Consider the following 15229-nt stretch of genomic DNA (forward strand, 5'->3'; position numbering starts at 1 on the left):
GCCCGTTACCTCACCCGGTTGTTGTCGATGAAGGTAAAATCGATGTCCTCGCCAAGGCCCGGCCGATCAGGGACATGCACGAAGCCGTCGCGATCCATCGGGTCGGACAGCGACTTCAGATAGTCGTGGCCGTCATCATATTCGAGGAAGGGGTGCAGCAGGCCGCGCTCGTACCAGCGGCAATTCTTGGTGGCGGCGACAACGTGCAGGTTCATGGCCGTGTTGCCATGCACTTCGCATTCCATGCCGAAAGCCTCGGCCAGATGCATGGTCTTGAGCGCCGGGGTGATGCCGCCGACATCGTTGACGCCGGTGCGCAGAATATCGCAGGCACCGGCCTTGATCCATTCTGCCCGATGCCAATGCTTGCCGGCCGCACTTTCAGGGCCGACGACGGGGATATCGAGATTGTCGGAGAGCCACTTGTAGGAGGACAGCGACTGCTCATCCATCGGCTCTTCGATCCAGTCGAAGCCGAGTTTTTCGAGACCGCGCCCGAGAGCCAGCGCGTCGGTGCGGGAATACCAGTGGAAGGCGTCGATCATCAGCCGAATATCAGGGCCGACCGCCTCGCGCACGGCCGCGCAGGCCTTGAGATCCATCTTAACATCCGGCGCCCAGCTTACTGGCGGCATCCAGGTGTGCAGCTTGATGCCCTTATAGCCACGCTTCACCAACGTTTCGGCAAAGCGGCCATAATCTTCCGGCGTTGCCAGTCCGCCTTCCAGCTCGTCGCCGCACATGATGGAGCCATAGGCTAGCACCTTGTCGCGATAACCGCCGATCAACTTGTATACAGGTTGCCCGAGCGAGCGGCCGGCAAGGTCCCACAGCGCGCAATCCACCACCGCCAGCGTGCGGTCAGTCAGCTGTGCGGCCGAACCGCGCTGCCAGTGGGCAAGGTCCTGCCACAGCCGTTCCCGGTCGCGATGATCCTCACCGATCAGGACTTTCTTGACGAATTTTTCAATGACATGCGGGCGAACGATCTCCGGCGCGGTGAAGGAATGACCTTCCTGACCGTCTTCCGTGCGGATGGTCAGCATGGCCTGTTCCACCTGATGCGCCGGACCCGGATGCGCGTGACCGGCACTGTCCGAGTGGCGACGGGTCGTCGTGCGGAAAACACGGACCTCGACGTCGGTGATGATCATAATTCCTCCCTCATGCAGGTATGGCAGCGTTTGCGGTTGCTGCAATGTCATACATGTATGCGATATTTGTCAACATGTATGATAATCTGTATTACATGTTGCCGCGAAAAATCAAGGCCATTTACAGGCGGTGTTGCACAGATATTCGGTGGAGAGGGTGGTTGGGGAGATTTTGCCGCTTCGCAGAAGAAAATCGGGTGGGCGCGGCCTATGCTATCCGAGATTAATCTATAATTTTAGTAGACTATTAAATCGCGCAATGATCTTTCAACAATGACCGGGACTATAAACGAACATGCCGTGCCAGCCGTGCCTGTCATCATGCATTCTGCGTGAGCATGCGCCGCATTGAACGGCTGTCCCGCAACAAGGATGGCTGCATCTGCGCCGCTGAGCTTCAACACTCGTTTCCGGATGCACAACCATGCCCCTTTCCCATATCTCCCACTTCGCTTTTCTCGTTCCCGGCAATTATCAGGACGACGATCCGGCGCAGGGGCTGGAAGAAACCCTGCAGCTTTTTGAAGCCGGGGAGGCGCTGGGGTATCACAGCGCCTGGGTTCGCCAGCGCCACCTGGAACGGGGCGTTTCCTCGGCGGCCACTTTTCTTGCAGCGGCATCGCAGCGCACTAAGCGGATCGGATTAGGCACCGCCGTCATTCAGCTTGGTTACGAAAATCCCTTCAGGCTGGCGGAAGATCTGGCCACCGTGGATGTGCTGTCGCGTGGGCGGCTGAATGTCGGGGTTTCCGTGGGCGCACCGCCCTTCGCCCATCTCATTTCGGATTATGTCGATACGGTTCCCGATGCGGATTACAGCCATGCCCGCGCCGAAAAGCTGGCGAGGGCTCTGAGATCGGAACCGCTGTCCAGCGAGACGGAAGCGGGCAATGCGGCCGGTGCGCAGGTGCCGCGCCTGCGGCCAGTCGCCGAAGGGTTGTCGGATCGGTTATGGTATGGTGGCGGGTCGCAGAATTCCGCCCGCTGGGCGGGCAAGGCAGGGTTCAATCTTCTGACGGGCAATATCGTCAGCGGTGAAAATACCGATGATTTTCTGATTGCGCAGGCTGCTCTCGTTGCCCGCTTCCGGCAGGAGTGGGCGCATGAGCGTCAACCGCGTGTTGCTCTCGGGCGCGTGATCCTGCCGACGGATAGCGCCAGCCCCGCGACCCGCCGCCGTTACGAGGAATTCGCCGCCGAGCGCGACAAGCGTACGACCACGGCGCATGGCGCGCGCCGCACGCTTTTCCTGCCCGATATCGTTGGGACGACGGACGAAATTCTGGAGAAACTGTCGCGCGATCCCGTTCTGCCGCTCGTCTCGGAGTTCCGTCTTGAACTACCCTATGAGTTCCAGCCGGAAGATTATCGCCAGATCGTCACGGATTTCGCTTCCGTCCTGCCGCAGCTTTCCGGCGGGCGGCCCGTTTTGAAAGTGGTGACCGGCCAATAATATTTCCCGTTCCCGCCACTCCCGCTTCCAGCGGGAAGCGGCAGTAGATGGACGTGTGGCGCCTTAGCTGCGCCACATCCTATTCAGTCGGGATAGGGCAGGCCATAGCGGTCGCGTATTGTCGCGCCTTCGTATTCGCGCGGGTAAACACCGCGATCCTGCAGCACTGGCACGACCTTTTCGACAAATTCAGCAATATCGTCTGGCGCGCGCGGCGGCTGCAGGGTGTAGCCGTCCACCGTGCCATCCTGCCAGAGATCGATAATGCCATCCGCCACATCTTCTGGCGTGCCGAGTAGCAACCGGTGGTGTCCCTCCGAACGGCGTACGGCCTCGCGGGCTGTGAGCTTTTCGTGGGTCAAAAGGTCGGAAAGGCCAAGCCCCATGCCCACCGCCCACTGCCGGTTCTGGTCCGGGATGAAACGCTCTGCATCGAGCTTTGCATCGGGATCAAAATCGCGGGGATCAATGCCGTTTTCCCTGGCGAAACGCGCCAGCAGCCCGTCTTCCGAACCGGCTCCACTGTATAGTTCGTGTTTGCGCAACGCTTCCTCCCGGGTCTCGCCGAGAATGACAACGAGGCCGGGAACGATGCGGATGCCGGAGGGATCGCGGCCGAGGGAGGCGGCGCGGTCGCGGACCTTCTTGCCGAAGGCCTGGCCCGCCGGCCGGGACAATATGTTGCAATAGATGATCTCGCCATGGCGTGCGGCGAGATCGATGCCACCTTCGGAGGCGCCGGCCTGCGCGATGACGGGATGCCCCTGTGGTCCGCGCGGAACATTGAGCGGCCCTTTTACATGGAAATATTGCCCCTCGTGATCGATGGTTTCGGCCGTCGCCGCATCCCAGAAACGCTCTTCTGGCACCTCGCCTTCGCGGCGCGGATCCCAACTCGACCAGAGTTTTTTCGCGACATCGAGAAATTCGGTGGCCTTGGCATATCTCTCGTTGCGCGGCGGCAGCGGGTCGTTGCCGAAATTGGCGGCGACATTGGGATTGAAGGAGGAGACGATGTTGACGATCAGCCGTCCGCCGGTGACGAGATCGATGGATTGGGTCCGTCTGGCAAAGTTATAGGGCGAGTTATAGGTGGAGGATATCGTTGCCACAAAGCCGATATCCGGCACCTGCGCGGCAAGTGATGTGGAGAGAATGAGCGGATCGATGGTGTGAAAGGGCCGGCTTGCCGGGTCGGTCAGCAATGCGGGATGGTCAGAAAGGAAAACGGCGTCAAACCGGCCCTTGTGGGCCAGTTCCGTCAGCCGCCGGTAATATCCGATCTCGTTGATGTCGTGCCGATCTCCGCTCCGGTATTTCCAGGCGTTGGCGAGGTATCCGGTCGTGTTGATGCCGACATTGAGATTGAGCCGGCGTTTGGTCTTGCTCATGCTTTTACTTTTTCTTCTCGGTCTGCTGGGATTTCCGGCCACGGCCGGTGCAATTGCATGAAAGCGTAACAGCCGGGGTTCGGCCCGCGAGTTAAAAATCCTTGCTGCTCGGAGAAGAAAAACTTTCATCAGTAGCGGCAGCCAAGCTGCAGTGGACTTAAAGAGCGGATAGAGTCCGGGCGATGATCCGACCCGAAATCCTGCCACCATCGAAAGGATATTCCGTCATCCCGGTGAAGACGTGACAAGATGGAAACGAATTTCCTCAATCGCACCTGAAATAGTACACTTTATCTATAGAAAATATCTTATGGCGTGTAGCGTGCCGTTCAGATCGCAATTTCGAGGACGAACGCCATGGCTGATGCCGCCCTTCGCCAGGTAACCCAACCCGTAACCGTGTGGTACACACGCTGCCCGGCGCCCACCCCGCTTTCCATCGCGGCGCAACTCGGCTGGATTGAGGAAAGTTTCGCCACCCATGGCATCTCTGTTTCCTCCATTCGCGATGCGGCCGATCCGGCCATTCGCCAGAGCCATTTCGACCATCGTCTAGACTGGTCCTTCCGTCAGGGCGGCAATATCCCGCCGATCTGGGCGAAATCCAGTGGCCGGAAAACCCGGCTGGTGGGGCTGACGAGAACCGATGAGTTCCAGGCCGTCATTGCCTTGCCCGCAAGCGGGATAAGCAAGGGCAGCGACCTGAAGGGGCGGCGCATCGGTTTGCCGAAGCGCCCGAACGAAACCATCGATTTCCAACGCGCTACATCGCTCAAGGGCATCGTGTCGGCGCTGACGGTCTCGGGTCTCTCCGTCGCGGAGGTCGAGCTTGTCGATCTCACGGCTAAAGAACCGGTGTTGCTCGGCCCAGCGGATGAGCGGTTTCACGGTCTGCGCCGGCGGCTTCCCTATGGCGAAGAAATTGCAGCGCTGCACCGGGGCCAGATCGACGCGTTTTTCGTCAAGGGAGCGGAAGGCGTCACCGTCGCCAATCTCATCGGCGCGCAGGTCGTGGTGTCGACGGGGTTTCACCCCGATCCGAAAATCCGCATCAACAACGGCACCCCGCGTCCCTTAACGGTGGACGCCACCTTTGCCGATGAGCGGCCCGATCTGGTGGCGGAACTGGTGGCTACGGTTCAGCGTGTCGCCCAATGGGCAAATGACAATCCGGCCGAAGCCGTGCGTTTCATCGCCCGCGAGATCGGCGTCAGCGAGGAGGCGGTTCTGGCTGCGAATGGGGCGGATGTGCATCGCAATCTGAGGCTCGATCTCGATCCGACCGAGCTGGATGCGCTCAGCCACTTCAAGGATTTCCTGCTGGAATGGAAATTCATCCCCGAAGATTTCGACGTGCAGGAATGGGCTGATCCACGCGCCCTTTCTTTACTGCAAGACGCCACGCAGCACAGCGCCGGAAAGTGAGGGAGCCATGGCATCCACCATTCTTGTGACAGGTGCAACCGGCAAGCTCGGGCAACGGGTCGTCAGCCGTCTTTTGCAAAATCACGCAGAGGTTCGCGTGCTGACCCGCCGGCGAGAAGATGCGCTGAAGCTCTGGGGCGACAGGGTCGATATTTCGGAAGGCAATTTTTCCGATCCTGCCAGCCTGAAAGAAGCTGCGCGGGGAATAGACCGGTTGTTCCTGCTTTCCCCCATCGGAGAGACGCTCGCGGCGGACCAGAAGGCGGTCATCGATGCCGCTCTTTCCGCCGGTGTATCGCGGATCGTGAAAATATCCGGTTCCGACTGGACCATTAAAAATGCCGCACGCTCCATTTCGGGGGCGGCCCATGCAGAGGTGGAACAGCATCTGGCCGCAAGCGGCATCGCGCATGCGGTGCTGCGGCCGAACGCCTGGATGCAGGTTGCGCTGGAGCCCGTTGTCGCCGCGCTGCGCAAGGGGGAGGATGTGCCCGCCCGCTTTGGCGATGCGGCCGTCTCCTTCATTGATGCCGATGATATTGCCGATGTCGCCGTTCACGCCCTGACATCAAGCGCGCTGGTTTCCGGTACTTTTGTGCTGACCGGCGGCGAAGCCCTGACGGCGCTGGAAATCGCCCGCATCGCGGCGCGTATCCTGCATCGCCCTGTCGGGATTTCCCATCATGCCGCCCCGGCCTTTCCGCCCCATATCGGTGGGTTTGAACAGACGGCGATCGGTGAATTCGGAGAGCTCATCCGCGAAGGTCTCGCCGCATCGGTCACCGATACCATCCACCAGATTACGGACCGGCTGCCCCGCGGCGTCGAAGATTATCTGCGCGCCCGGCTGGCGGCGACCGCCCCGCAGGGCGGCAATTCCGAGGGAGAAAAGACATGGCGCTGACTGTTCCATTGCCCGAAGGTCCCGAGCTGAAAGGTCTTGAACTGAAAAGCCCGGCCGATTTCGAAGACAGCCCGCTCAGCCGCGCGGCGAAGCAGCCGCTGATGCTGGGCCTGTTCCTCAATCTGCAGGACATCAATTTCTCCAGCCTGCCGACCAGCAACAGCTGGACCTTCGATTATAACGTCGAACTGGTGAAGCGTGCGGAAGAGCTTGGTTTCGAAATTGCTTTCAGCCGAACGCAATGGCTGCCCAAGGGTGGTTATGATGGCGAATCCTCGCTCGACAGTTTCATCGCGCTCGGCGCAATGGCGGCGGTCACGAAGAGCATTTTGCTGATCTCCACCATCCATGTGCTTTATGGGCCTCTGCATCCGCTGCATCTCGCCAAATATGGCGCGACGCTGGATCACATTGCTCGAGGACGATGGGGCATCAACATCGTCACCGGCCACCGCGCCGTTGAGCATGAAATGTTCGGCTGGCAGCGCATCGACCATGACAAGCGTTACGATATGGCCGGAGAATTGTTCGATGTGCTTCATCGCCTGTGGGGCGAAACCGAAAACTTCTCCTATGAAGGCAAGCTCAATCCCTGGGCGATCAACAATGGCTGGATCACGCCGAAGCCCGCCTTTGGCCGCCCGCCGCTGGTGACGGCGACCGGTTCGCCCGCTGGTATCGATTTCGCCGCCCGTCATTCCGATCTGGTTTTCGTCACTTCGCCAGGTGGTGCGCATATAGACAGTGCGCTCGAAACGCTTCCCGATCATGTCGCCACCGTCAAGAACCGCGCCAAAGCCTATGGCCGGCAGGTGAAGACGATCATCAATCCGATCATCGTCAGCCGCGACACGGAGAAGGAAGCGATAGCCTATGCCGATGCCATCGAGGCCGGAAAACCGCAGCCCGGCACCCGCGCCTTCGCCACCAATAATTATGATAGCGACGCGCATGCCTGGCGCGGACGCGGCGATGCGCGCCACAAGCAGGGGCGCAATCTCGGCGGTAATATCGAAATCATCGGTTCGCCCGAGCAGGTGGTCGAGCAGCTTGTCGGTCTTAAAAAGGCAGGGATCGACGGCGTTCAGCTCAATTTCTACGATTTCCGCGAAGACCTCGACTATTTCGCCGAGCGCATTCTGCCCTTGATGAAGGAGGCTGGCCTGAGGCTCTGACGTCTTTCCAGCCCTGATTTTCCATATCCGAAGCCAATCCTTCGCAATCGCCCGATTGCGAAAACGATACTTTTTTGCCCTGAGGAGATACCGTGAATATCGCCGTCGATCCCATCAAAACGCCCGCTCCTAAAATCCTTGATCGGATCGGGACCTATGTTCCCGAACTTGTCTCCATCCGCCACGATCTGCACCAGCATCCCGAAATCGGTTTCGAGGAGGTGCGCACGTCCGGCATCGTCGCCCAAAAGCTCGCTTCCTGGGGCATCGAGGTCCATCGCGGTTATGGCAAGACCGGCGTGGTCGGTGTGCTGCGCGGCCGGCATGCAGGCAACCGCTCCATCGGGCTGCGGGCCGATATGGATGCCCTGCCGATGCCGGAGGAAACCGGCCTGCCCTATGCGTCCGTCTATCCTGGTAAGTTCCACGGCTGCGGGCATGATGTGCACACCACCATCCTGCTCGGCACCGCCCGCTATCTGGCGGAAACCCACGATTTTGCCGGTACGGTGGTGTTTATTTTCCAGCCGGCCGAAGAGGGTCTGGGCGGTGCGCGCGCCATGATTGCCGACGGGCTGTTCAAGGATTTTCCCGTTGACGAGATTTACGGGCTGCACAATTCCACCCATGCCGCGCCCAATCACCTGAAGGTTTCGCCGGGCACCATTCTGGCAGGAGCGGATTTCTTCGATATCCGGTTGAAGGGCAGGGGCGCTCACGCGGCACATCCCGATGTCTCTCGCGATCCGGTGCCGGCGACGGGTGAGCTTATCCAGGCGCTGCAGACCATTGTCAGCCGAAACGTGTCGCCGACCGATCCCGCCGTGTTGTCGATCACGCGTATCGAGGCGGGATCAGCCTATAACGTCATTCCCGAAACGGCGGCGATTGCCGGGACGGTGCGGGCCTTCTCCGACAGCGTGCGCGAAACCATAAGGCAGCGCATCCGCACCATCTCGGATCACGTTGCTGCCGCCCATGGCCTCACCGCCGAGGTGGATATTCGCGACATATTCTCGGTCCTGACCAATGATGACGCATCGGTGGATATCGTCGCTGGCGTGGCGCGCGAGGTTTTGGGAGACGAGCGCGTTTCCACGGAGCCTGGCCGCTTCATGGGCAGCGAGGATTTCGCCGATCTCCTGAAACACGCACCCGGCGCATTTTTCACCCTCGGCCATTCCGGCACCGTGCCCGCCCACAATCCCGGCTTTATCGTTGACGACGACATCCTGCCCGTCGGCGCCACCTTGTTTGCCCGGCTGGTGGAGACCCGGCTGAAGGCTGCCTGAAAATTTAAAAAACAAGTCTGCAAGAGGAAACATCCATGGATATTACAAGACGTAAGACATTGCTTCTGAGTGCTGCCCTTGCCGGGGCCATGCTGCTGCCGTCCTTGCCGGTGCTGGCGGCGGAAACGCCGAAGAAAGGCGGGATCGTTACCCTTGCGGGCCTTGGCGAGCCGACGACGCTGGTGCCGCTTTCCGATTCCAACACACGAACCCGCGCCATCTCCACGAAAATCCTCGAAGGACTGGTACGGTTCGACAGCGAGTTCAAACCGCATCCGGTTCTGGCCGAAAGCTGGGAAACATCAGCCGATGGGCTGCGCTACACTTTCAAGCTGCGCAAGGGCGTCAAATGGCATGATGGCAAGGATTTCACGTCGCAGGACGTCAAATTTTCCCTGCTGGCCTTCAAGAAGGTTGGCCCGCGCGGACGCATCACCTTTGCCAATGTTGCCGATATCGAAACGCCCGATCCACTGACGGCCGTGGTGGTGCTTTCCAAACCCGCACCCTATCTCTTGAGGGCGCTGACGGGCGGCGAAACGCCCATTCTGCCGACTCATGCCTATACCTCGGAAAAATACAATGAGAGCCCGAACGGCAACGCGCCTGTCGGCACCGGCCCCTTCGTGTTTGAGGAATGGAAACGCGGCAGCTATGTGAAGCTGAAGAAGAACCCGAATTACTGGCAGGCCGATCTGCCCTATCTCGACGGTTTCGTGGCGCGCTTCGTCGCCGATGCGGCCTCCACCACCATTTCGGTCGAAACCGGTGAGGCGGATTACACCGCCGATGTCTCCTACAGCGATCTGGAGCGGTTGCGGCAGAATCCGAAACTTGCGGTGGAGGTCTATACCGACGCCTATCTCAACAACGCCGCCATATTCGAGTTCAATCTGGAGAATCCTATCCTCGCGAAGAAGGAAGTCCGGCAGGCACTGGCCCATGCCATTGATCGCGATTTCATCAACGATGCCATCTTTTTCGGGACGGCCAAACCAGCCGGTTCAAACATCCCGGCGGTCTTCACTGCCTATAATGACGAAAAGCCCTTCACCTATCCCTTTGATCTCGCCAAAGCGAATGAGTTGCTGGACAAGGCCGGTTATCCGAAGGGCGCGGATGGCACCCGCTTTTCGCTGCGGCTTGCCTTCCTGCCGTCAGACGTCTTCCGCAAGACCTCCGAATATCTGCGTTCATCCTTCGGCAAACTGGGCGTGAAGGTGGATATCCTCGAAGGCGATCTCGCCACCTTCATCAAGCGCGTTTATACGGAGCGCGGTTTTGACCTGACGGTGAACGGCATCAGCCGGCTGTTCGATCCGACGGCAGGCGTGCAGCGCCTCTACTGGTCCGACGGCATCAAGAACCCCGCTCCCTATGTCAACGCCGCCCACTACAACAACCCCAAGGTGGATGATCTCTTCCGTGCTGCTGCCATCGAGGTCGATGAAACGAAGCGGGCCGGGCAATTCCACGATATCCAGAAAATCACCGGGGACGATCTGCCGAATTTCTCGATCGTCGCCCTGCCGACAGTCATTTTACGCAACACCAGTCTGCAGTCCCTCGTGACGACCATCGACATTGCCTATGGGGATCTGGCGACGGCCTGGAAGAAGGAGTGAGTGTTTTCATCCAAACTCCGTCACCCCGGACTGGATCCGGGATCCAGCCCGCTCAAGTCCTTGATCGCGAGAGACTTTCTTAACGGCACAGATGCGCCGTGGCTGGATGCCGGGTCAAGCCCGGCATGACGGAAGAGGGGGTCTGCGATCATCAACATTAACCCGGCAATTCTGCCGGGTTTTTTATTGCCGAAATTCGCCCTCCATCCTTTTTGCGCCTTCGCGCGGCACGCCCGTTTTCGAGAAAAACTTTGCGCATGAAACATGTCGGCCGAAACGGCGATGTCACCAGTGGAAATTTCGAAAAAATAAGTTTCATCAATAATTTAGCGCAAAGGAATTCTTCGTTTCAAAGCAAGAATTGCTTTCTGGACCCACGCTTTGGCCGCCTGCACTGTGCGCTGGAAATCTCACCGCAAATGATGGATGCCATGGCCAAGGATACGCTTTTTTTGATCGCCCCCGGTTTTGAGGACCCAAAGTACCCCGGTGTCCGCTTCGTCTGCCCGCATTGTAACCAGATCGAAGGCCTGCTTGCCGCCTTTCCGGATCTTGCCGCCGGCATCGATATTCACCGAGTCGGTTTTCAGCGCCCGCGCGAGGCGGTCATCGCCGCCGTGGGGGAGGAAAACCAGTCGCTGCCGCTGCTCATCTTTGCTGGCGATGCACCCGGTGACGCGACCGCAAGGGGCGACACGCACTTCATTCAGGACACCAAACGTATTTTGCAAATCCTCGCCGAGCGCCACGGGTTCCCGCAGCTGCATTGAGCTGCCGCACCTCGCATATCGGATTTTTTCGGAGACAGACATGACCTTTTCCCGACGCCAGTTTCATAAAATTGCACTTGCCGCCGGCGCATTCGTGGCGCTTCCGGGCGGTTCTTTTGCCGCCGCCGAAGAGCCGGTTTCGGGCGGCACGCTCAAGATCGTTTATTTTCCCGAGCCGACCCAGCTCGTGGCCATCAATACGAGCGCGGGCGGCCCGCAATTCATCGGCTCGAAGATCTATGACGGGCTTCTGACCTATGACTACGAGCTTTCGCCCAAGCCGAGCCTTGCCAGGGAATGGAGCGTTTCGGCCGACGGGCTGGAATATGTCTTTCACCTGCAGCCAAAGGCGAAATTCCATGATGGCAAACCGGTGACATCGGCGGATGTGGCATTTTCCATCCTGCGGCTGAAGGAGGCCCATCCGCGTGGCCGGGCGACTTTCGCAAATGTCGAGAGCGTCGATACATCCGATCCGCTTGTTGCGAAGGTGAAACTTTCCAAGCCGGCGCCGGGTCTGATCACGGCGCTCGCCTCCTCGGAATCGCCTGTTGTGCCGAAGCACATCTTCGAGACCTTCAAACCGACTGATAACCCGAAGCCGGCGCAAATCATCGGCAGCGGTCCCTTCGTGCTGAAGGAATGGGTGCCGGGCAGCCATATTCTGCTGGAGAAAAATGCCGATTACTGGGATGCACCGCGCCCTTATCTCGACCGCGTCATCATCCGCCTCATCAATGATGCGGGCGCACGCGCGGCGGCGCTGGAAACCGGGGAAGGCGACATTGGCCCCAACCCGGTCGCTCTTGCCGATCTGGAACGGCTGAAATCCATCCCGACGCTGAAAGTGGATGACCGCATCTATGCCTATGCCGGCCAGCAGAACCAGCTGGTGATCAATCTTGAGAACGAATATCTGAAGGAATTGAAGGTCAGGCAGGCGATTGCCCATGCCATTGATGTTCCGGCGCTCATCGATACCGTGCTTTACGGTTATGCCGTGCCGTCGCCGACGCCGATCAGCCCCGGCCTTGCGAAGTTCCACAATCCCGATATCGGTTTTGCCAAATTCGATATCGCGCTGGCGGAAAAACTGCTGGATGAGGCAGGCTTTCCGCGCAAGGACGGCGGCAAGCGCTTCAAGCTCAGGGTCACCACCAACCCGTTCAATCCGCAGACCTATTCGGATTTCATCGCGCAGGCGCTGTCGAAGATTGGCATCGAGGCGGATATCCAGAAGTTCGATTTCGGCACCTATGTGAAGGTCGTTTATACCGACCGCGCCTGGGATCTTTCGGTGGAATCCCTCTCCAATACCTTCGATCCGACAGCCGGCGTGCAGCGTGTCTACTGGAGCAAAAATTTCAAGATCGGCCTGCCGTTCTCGAATGCCAGCCATTACGCCAATCCAGAAGTCGACCGACTGCTGGAAGCGGCGGCGGTGGAGCCTGACATCGAGAAGCGCGCCGCCTTCTTCAAGGAATTTCAGGCCGTTGTCGCCAAGGATCTTCCCGTCATCAATCTGGTCTCACCCATCCAGCCGGTCGTCGGCAGCGTTCGCATCAAGGGTTATGCGACCGGGGCGGAGGGGCTGAGCGGCAATCTCGCCAAGGCGTGGGTGACGAAGGAGGCGTGAGCCTCCTCACCTTTCGGTTCGTAGAGCGAAGAAGAGGTCATTTCCATGAGCAGAAAATCCGAAAAGCTGGTTCTCAATGCGTTCATCTATCCGGGCGGACATCATGAGGCGGCCTGGCGGCATCCGGACTCGGAGCCCCACCGCGTCACCGACATAAAGCTCTATCAGGATATTGCCCGCAAGGCCGAGGCAGCAAAGCTGGACGCCATCTTCTTTGCCGATGCGCCGGTGCTGGACGCCAATATCCGCTATGCCGCCCGCCACCGGCTGGAGCCTATCACCATGCTGGCTGCCCTCGCCGCCGTCACCGAAAAGATCGGCTTCATCGCCACGGCCTCAACCACCTATTACGAGCCTTACAATCTCGCCCGACTGTTTGCTTCGGTCGATCATATCAGCGGCGGCCGCGTGGGCTGGAACATCGTGACGACTTCGGCCGATGCGGCGGCCGGCAACTTTAACCTCCAGAAGCACCCGCCGCATGCCGATCGATACCGTCAGGCTATTGAATTTGTCGACGTGGTGACGAAGCTCTGGGATAGCTGGGAAGATGACGCCATCGTCGCAGACAAGGAGAGCGGTCTGTTTGCCGAGACCGACCGCATCCATCCCGCCAATCACGACGGCGAATTTTACCGGGTGCGCGGCGCGCTGAACGTGCCCCGTTCACCGCAGGGACGGCCGGTTTACGTGCAGGCCGGCTCTTCGGAGGAAGGGCGCGGCTTTGCCGCCCATTATGCCGAAGCGATCTTTACCGCGCATCAGACTCTGGAGAGTGCGCGGTCTTTTTACTCCGATATCAAGCGGCGGGTTGCAGCCACCGGGCGCAACCCCGCCCATGTGAAAATCCTGCCGGGCATCAGCCCCTTCATCGCCTCCACGGAAGAGGAGGCGCGCAAGCTGGAGGCTTCGTTCAACGATCTCATCCAGCCGGCCTTTTCGCTCAAGCAATTGCAGCGCATCACCGGCATCGATCTCTCATCCGCCGATCTCGACAAGCCTTTGCCGAAAGAGGCAGTCGAGGCGACGCGGGCGCAGGCGGATAGCAGCCGCCATCAACTGGTTCTCGACGTCATCGACAGGGAGAACCCGACGATCCGGCAATTGCTGCACCGGCTTGCCGGCGGACGCGGGCACAAGGTGATTTCCGGAACGCCGGAACAGGTGGCGGATTGGATAGAAACCTGGTTCCGCGAGGGCGCGGCCGACGGCTTCAACATCATGCCGCCCTGGCTGAACGGCGGGTTCGATATCTTCGTGGACGAGGTGGTTCCGATCCTGAAACGGCGTGGTCTGTTCCGCGAGGAATATGAGGGTGATACGCTGCGTGACCACTATGGCCTGCCCCGACCGGAGAACATTTACGCGGCCAGAGAGTTGCAAAGGGAACGCGCCTGAGGTGGGACGGGCGTGTTCAGGCGGCGGCCTCAAGAGAGTGCATATCCTCGCGCAACAAAGCGAGTAGAGATGCAACCTCCGGCAGCCGCCGCCTGTCAGGACTGGTCAACAGGTGATAACGGCTGGCGGTCGGCTGCGGCGCGCCGAAGGGGGCGATCAGGCGCCCGGTTTTCAGGTCTTCGGAAATCAGCGAGTGACGCACAAGACCGATGCCGTGGCCGGATGAGATCGCTTCTATCAGTGCGGTCTGGCGTGAAAAACGCGGACCCGTCGCCGAAATCCTGAGTGGAATGCGGCAGGCGCGAAGCCAGTTTGCCCATTCGAATGCCGGGTCCAGACCATTGCCGCGCAGCATCGCAAAGCCGAGATCCCGCAATCGCTCCGGTTCGCCTGCAAGCCCATGGCGGGCTGCGAAGTCCGGAGTACAGACGGCGCTGACCGTGTCGGTGAAAAGTGGCTCATGGATGAAACCCGGAATTTGCGCAGAAGTAGCGACGATCGCGCAATCGGCGTCGAAATGGGTGAGGTCGATGGTTTCACCATCAAGGGATTCGATGGAAAGCTCGACGTCTCCCAGCGCCGGAACGATACTTCCCAGCCGCGGTGCCAGCCAGCGGGCGGCAAAGCAGCCCTCGGCCAGAACCTTCAGCTGCGGTCTGGCGTTCGAAACCATCAGGTCGGAAAGGCTGCCGATCATGGTCTCGAAGGCATCCGCAAGGCCGGGATAAAGTGCGCTGCCGGCATCGGTCAGCAGCAACTCTCCGCGCTGGCGGCTGAAAAGCGGCTGGCCGAGATGGGTTTCGAGAATGCGGACCTGCTGGCCGATGGCAGCGGTTGATACATGCAGTTCCTCCGCCGCCCGCGAGAAGCTGGCGTGGCGGGCGGCCACGACAAAGGCGCGCAAGGCCGTCAGCGGCGGCAGCCGGGAAAGTGTCGGCAGGCGAAAAGCCGTCCGGCTCCCGGCGGGAGCGACAAACTCCGTTCTCATTGCTGTTTCTCCTTTGCC

At 59.8% G+C, this 15229-nt stretch carries 12 protein-coding genes; 9 read left to right on the top strand and 3 right to left on the bottom strand.

The genetic code is table 11. The features are described 5' to 3' along the window. Window positions 1–5: 5 nt before the first annotated feature. Complete coding sequence (locus tag DA915_RS21650; RefSeq protein WP_003506947.1) at window positions 6–1154, bottom strand: mandelate racemase family protein; 1149 nt, start codon at window positions 1152–1154, stop codon at window positions 6–8. A gap of 424 nt (window positions 1155–1578) precedes the next feature. Here DA915_RS21650 and DA915_RS21655 point away from each other — a divergent pair, with 424 nt between their 5' ends. Then, on the top strand, window positions 1579–2607 hold the full coding sequence (locus tag DA915_RS21655; RefSeq protein ID WP_060724872.1) for an LLM class flavin-dependent oxidoreductase: 1029 nt from the start codon (window positions 1579–1581) through the stop codon (window positions 2605–2607). 83 nt (window positions 2608–2690) lie between these two features. On the opposite strand, the gene DA915_RS21660 is transcribed toward DA915_RS21655, so the two are convergent. Next, the gene (locus DA915_RS21660; protein WP_020813150.1) at window positions 2691–3998 is read right to left on the bottom strand and encodes an NtaA/DmoA family FMN-dependent monooxygenase; all 1308 of its coding nucleotides are present in this window, start codon (window positions 3996–3998) and stop codon (window positions 2691–2693) included. Between the two features lie 357 nt (window positions 3999–4355). Here DA915_RS21660 and DA915_RS21665 point away from each other — a divergent pair, with 357 nt between their 5' ends. The 8 genes from DA915_RS21665 (at window position 4356) to DA915_RS21700 (ending at window position 14223) form a co-directional block, all read left to right on the top strand. After that, window positions 4356–5423, top strand: coding sequence for an ABC transporter substrate-binding protein (locus DA915_RS21665; RefSeq protein WP_107677277.1), 1068 nt, complete (start codon window positions 4356–4358; stop codon window positions 5421–5423). 7 nt (window positions 5424–5430) lie between these two features. Then, window positions 5431–6327: an NmrA family NAD(P)-binding protein gene (locus DA915_RS21670; protein ID WP_107677278.1), complete on the top strand. Its 897-nt coding sequence runs from the start codon at window positions 5431–5433 to the stop codon at window positions 6325–6327. Then, a complete protein-coding gene (locus DA915_RS21675) occupies window positions 6318–7502 on the top strand; it encodes an LLM class flavin-dependent oxidoreductase (RefSeq protein WP_107677279.1) in 1185 nt (394 codons plus the stop codon). The genes DA915_RS21670 and DA915_RS21675 overlap by 10 nt, the downstream gene beginning before the upstream one ends. A 92-nt stretch (window positions 7503–7594) precedes the next feature. Continuing rightward, window positions 7595–8794, top strand: coding sequence for a M20 aminoacylase family protein (locus DA915_RS21680; protein ID WP_107677280.1), 1200 nt, complete (start codon window positions 7595–7597; stop codon window positions 8792–8794). Window positions 8795–8829: 35 nt separating this feature from the next. Next, window positions 8830–10419, top strand: coding sequence for an ABC transporter substrate-binding protein (locus DA915_RS21685; protein WP_107677281.1), 1590 nt, complete (start codon window positions 8830–8832; stop codon window positions 10417–10419). A 419-nt stretch (window positions 10420–10838) separates the two neighbouring features. Continuing rightward, the gene (locus tag DA915_RS21690; RefSeq protein WP_107677524.1) at window positions 10839–11189 is read left to right on the top strand and encodes a DUF3088 domain-containing protein; all 351 of its coding nucleotides are present in this window, start codon (window positions 10839–10841) and stop codon (window positions 11187–11189) included. A 40-nt stretch (window positions 11190–11229) separates the two neighbouring features. Next, entirely contained in the window at window positions 11230–12825 is a 1596-nt protein-coding gene (locus tag DA915_RS21695) for an ABC transporter substrate-binding protein (protein ID WP_107677282.1), read from the top strand. Between the two features lie 45 nt (window positions 12826–12870). Then, on the top strand, window positions 12871–14223 hold the full coding sequence (locus DA915_RS21700) for an LLM class flavin-dependent oxidoreductase (RefSeq protein WP_107677283.1): 1353 nt from the start codon (window positions 12871–12873) through the stop codon (window positions 14221–14223). A 16-nt stretch (window positions 14224–14239) separates the two neighbouring features. Here the strand turns inward: DA915_RS21700 and DA915_RS21705 are convergent, their stop codons facing one another. Continuing rightward, window positions 14240–15211, bottom strand: coding sequence for a LysR substrate-binding domain-containing protein (locus DA915_RS21705; RefSeq protein WP_107677284.1), 972 nt, complete (start codon window positions 15209–15211; stop codon window positions 14240–14242). Between the last annotated feature and the right edge of the window lie 18 nt (window positions 15212–15229).

The sequence above is a fragment of the Agrobacterium sp. LAD9 genome, assembly GCF_003031125.1.
Lineage (GTDB): Bacteria > Pseudomonadota > Alphaproteobacteria > Rhizobiales > Rhizobiaceae > Agrobacterium > Agrobacterium radiobacter.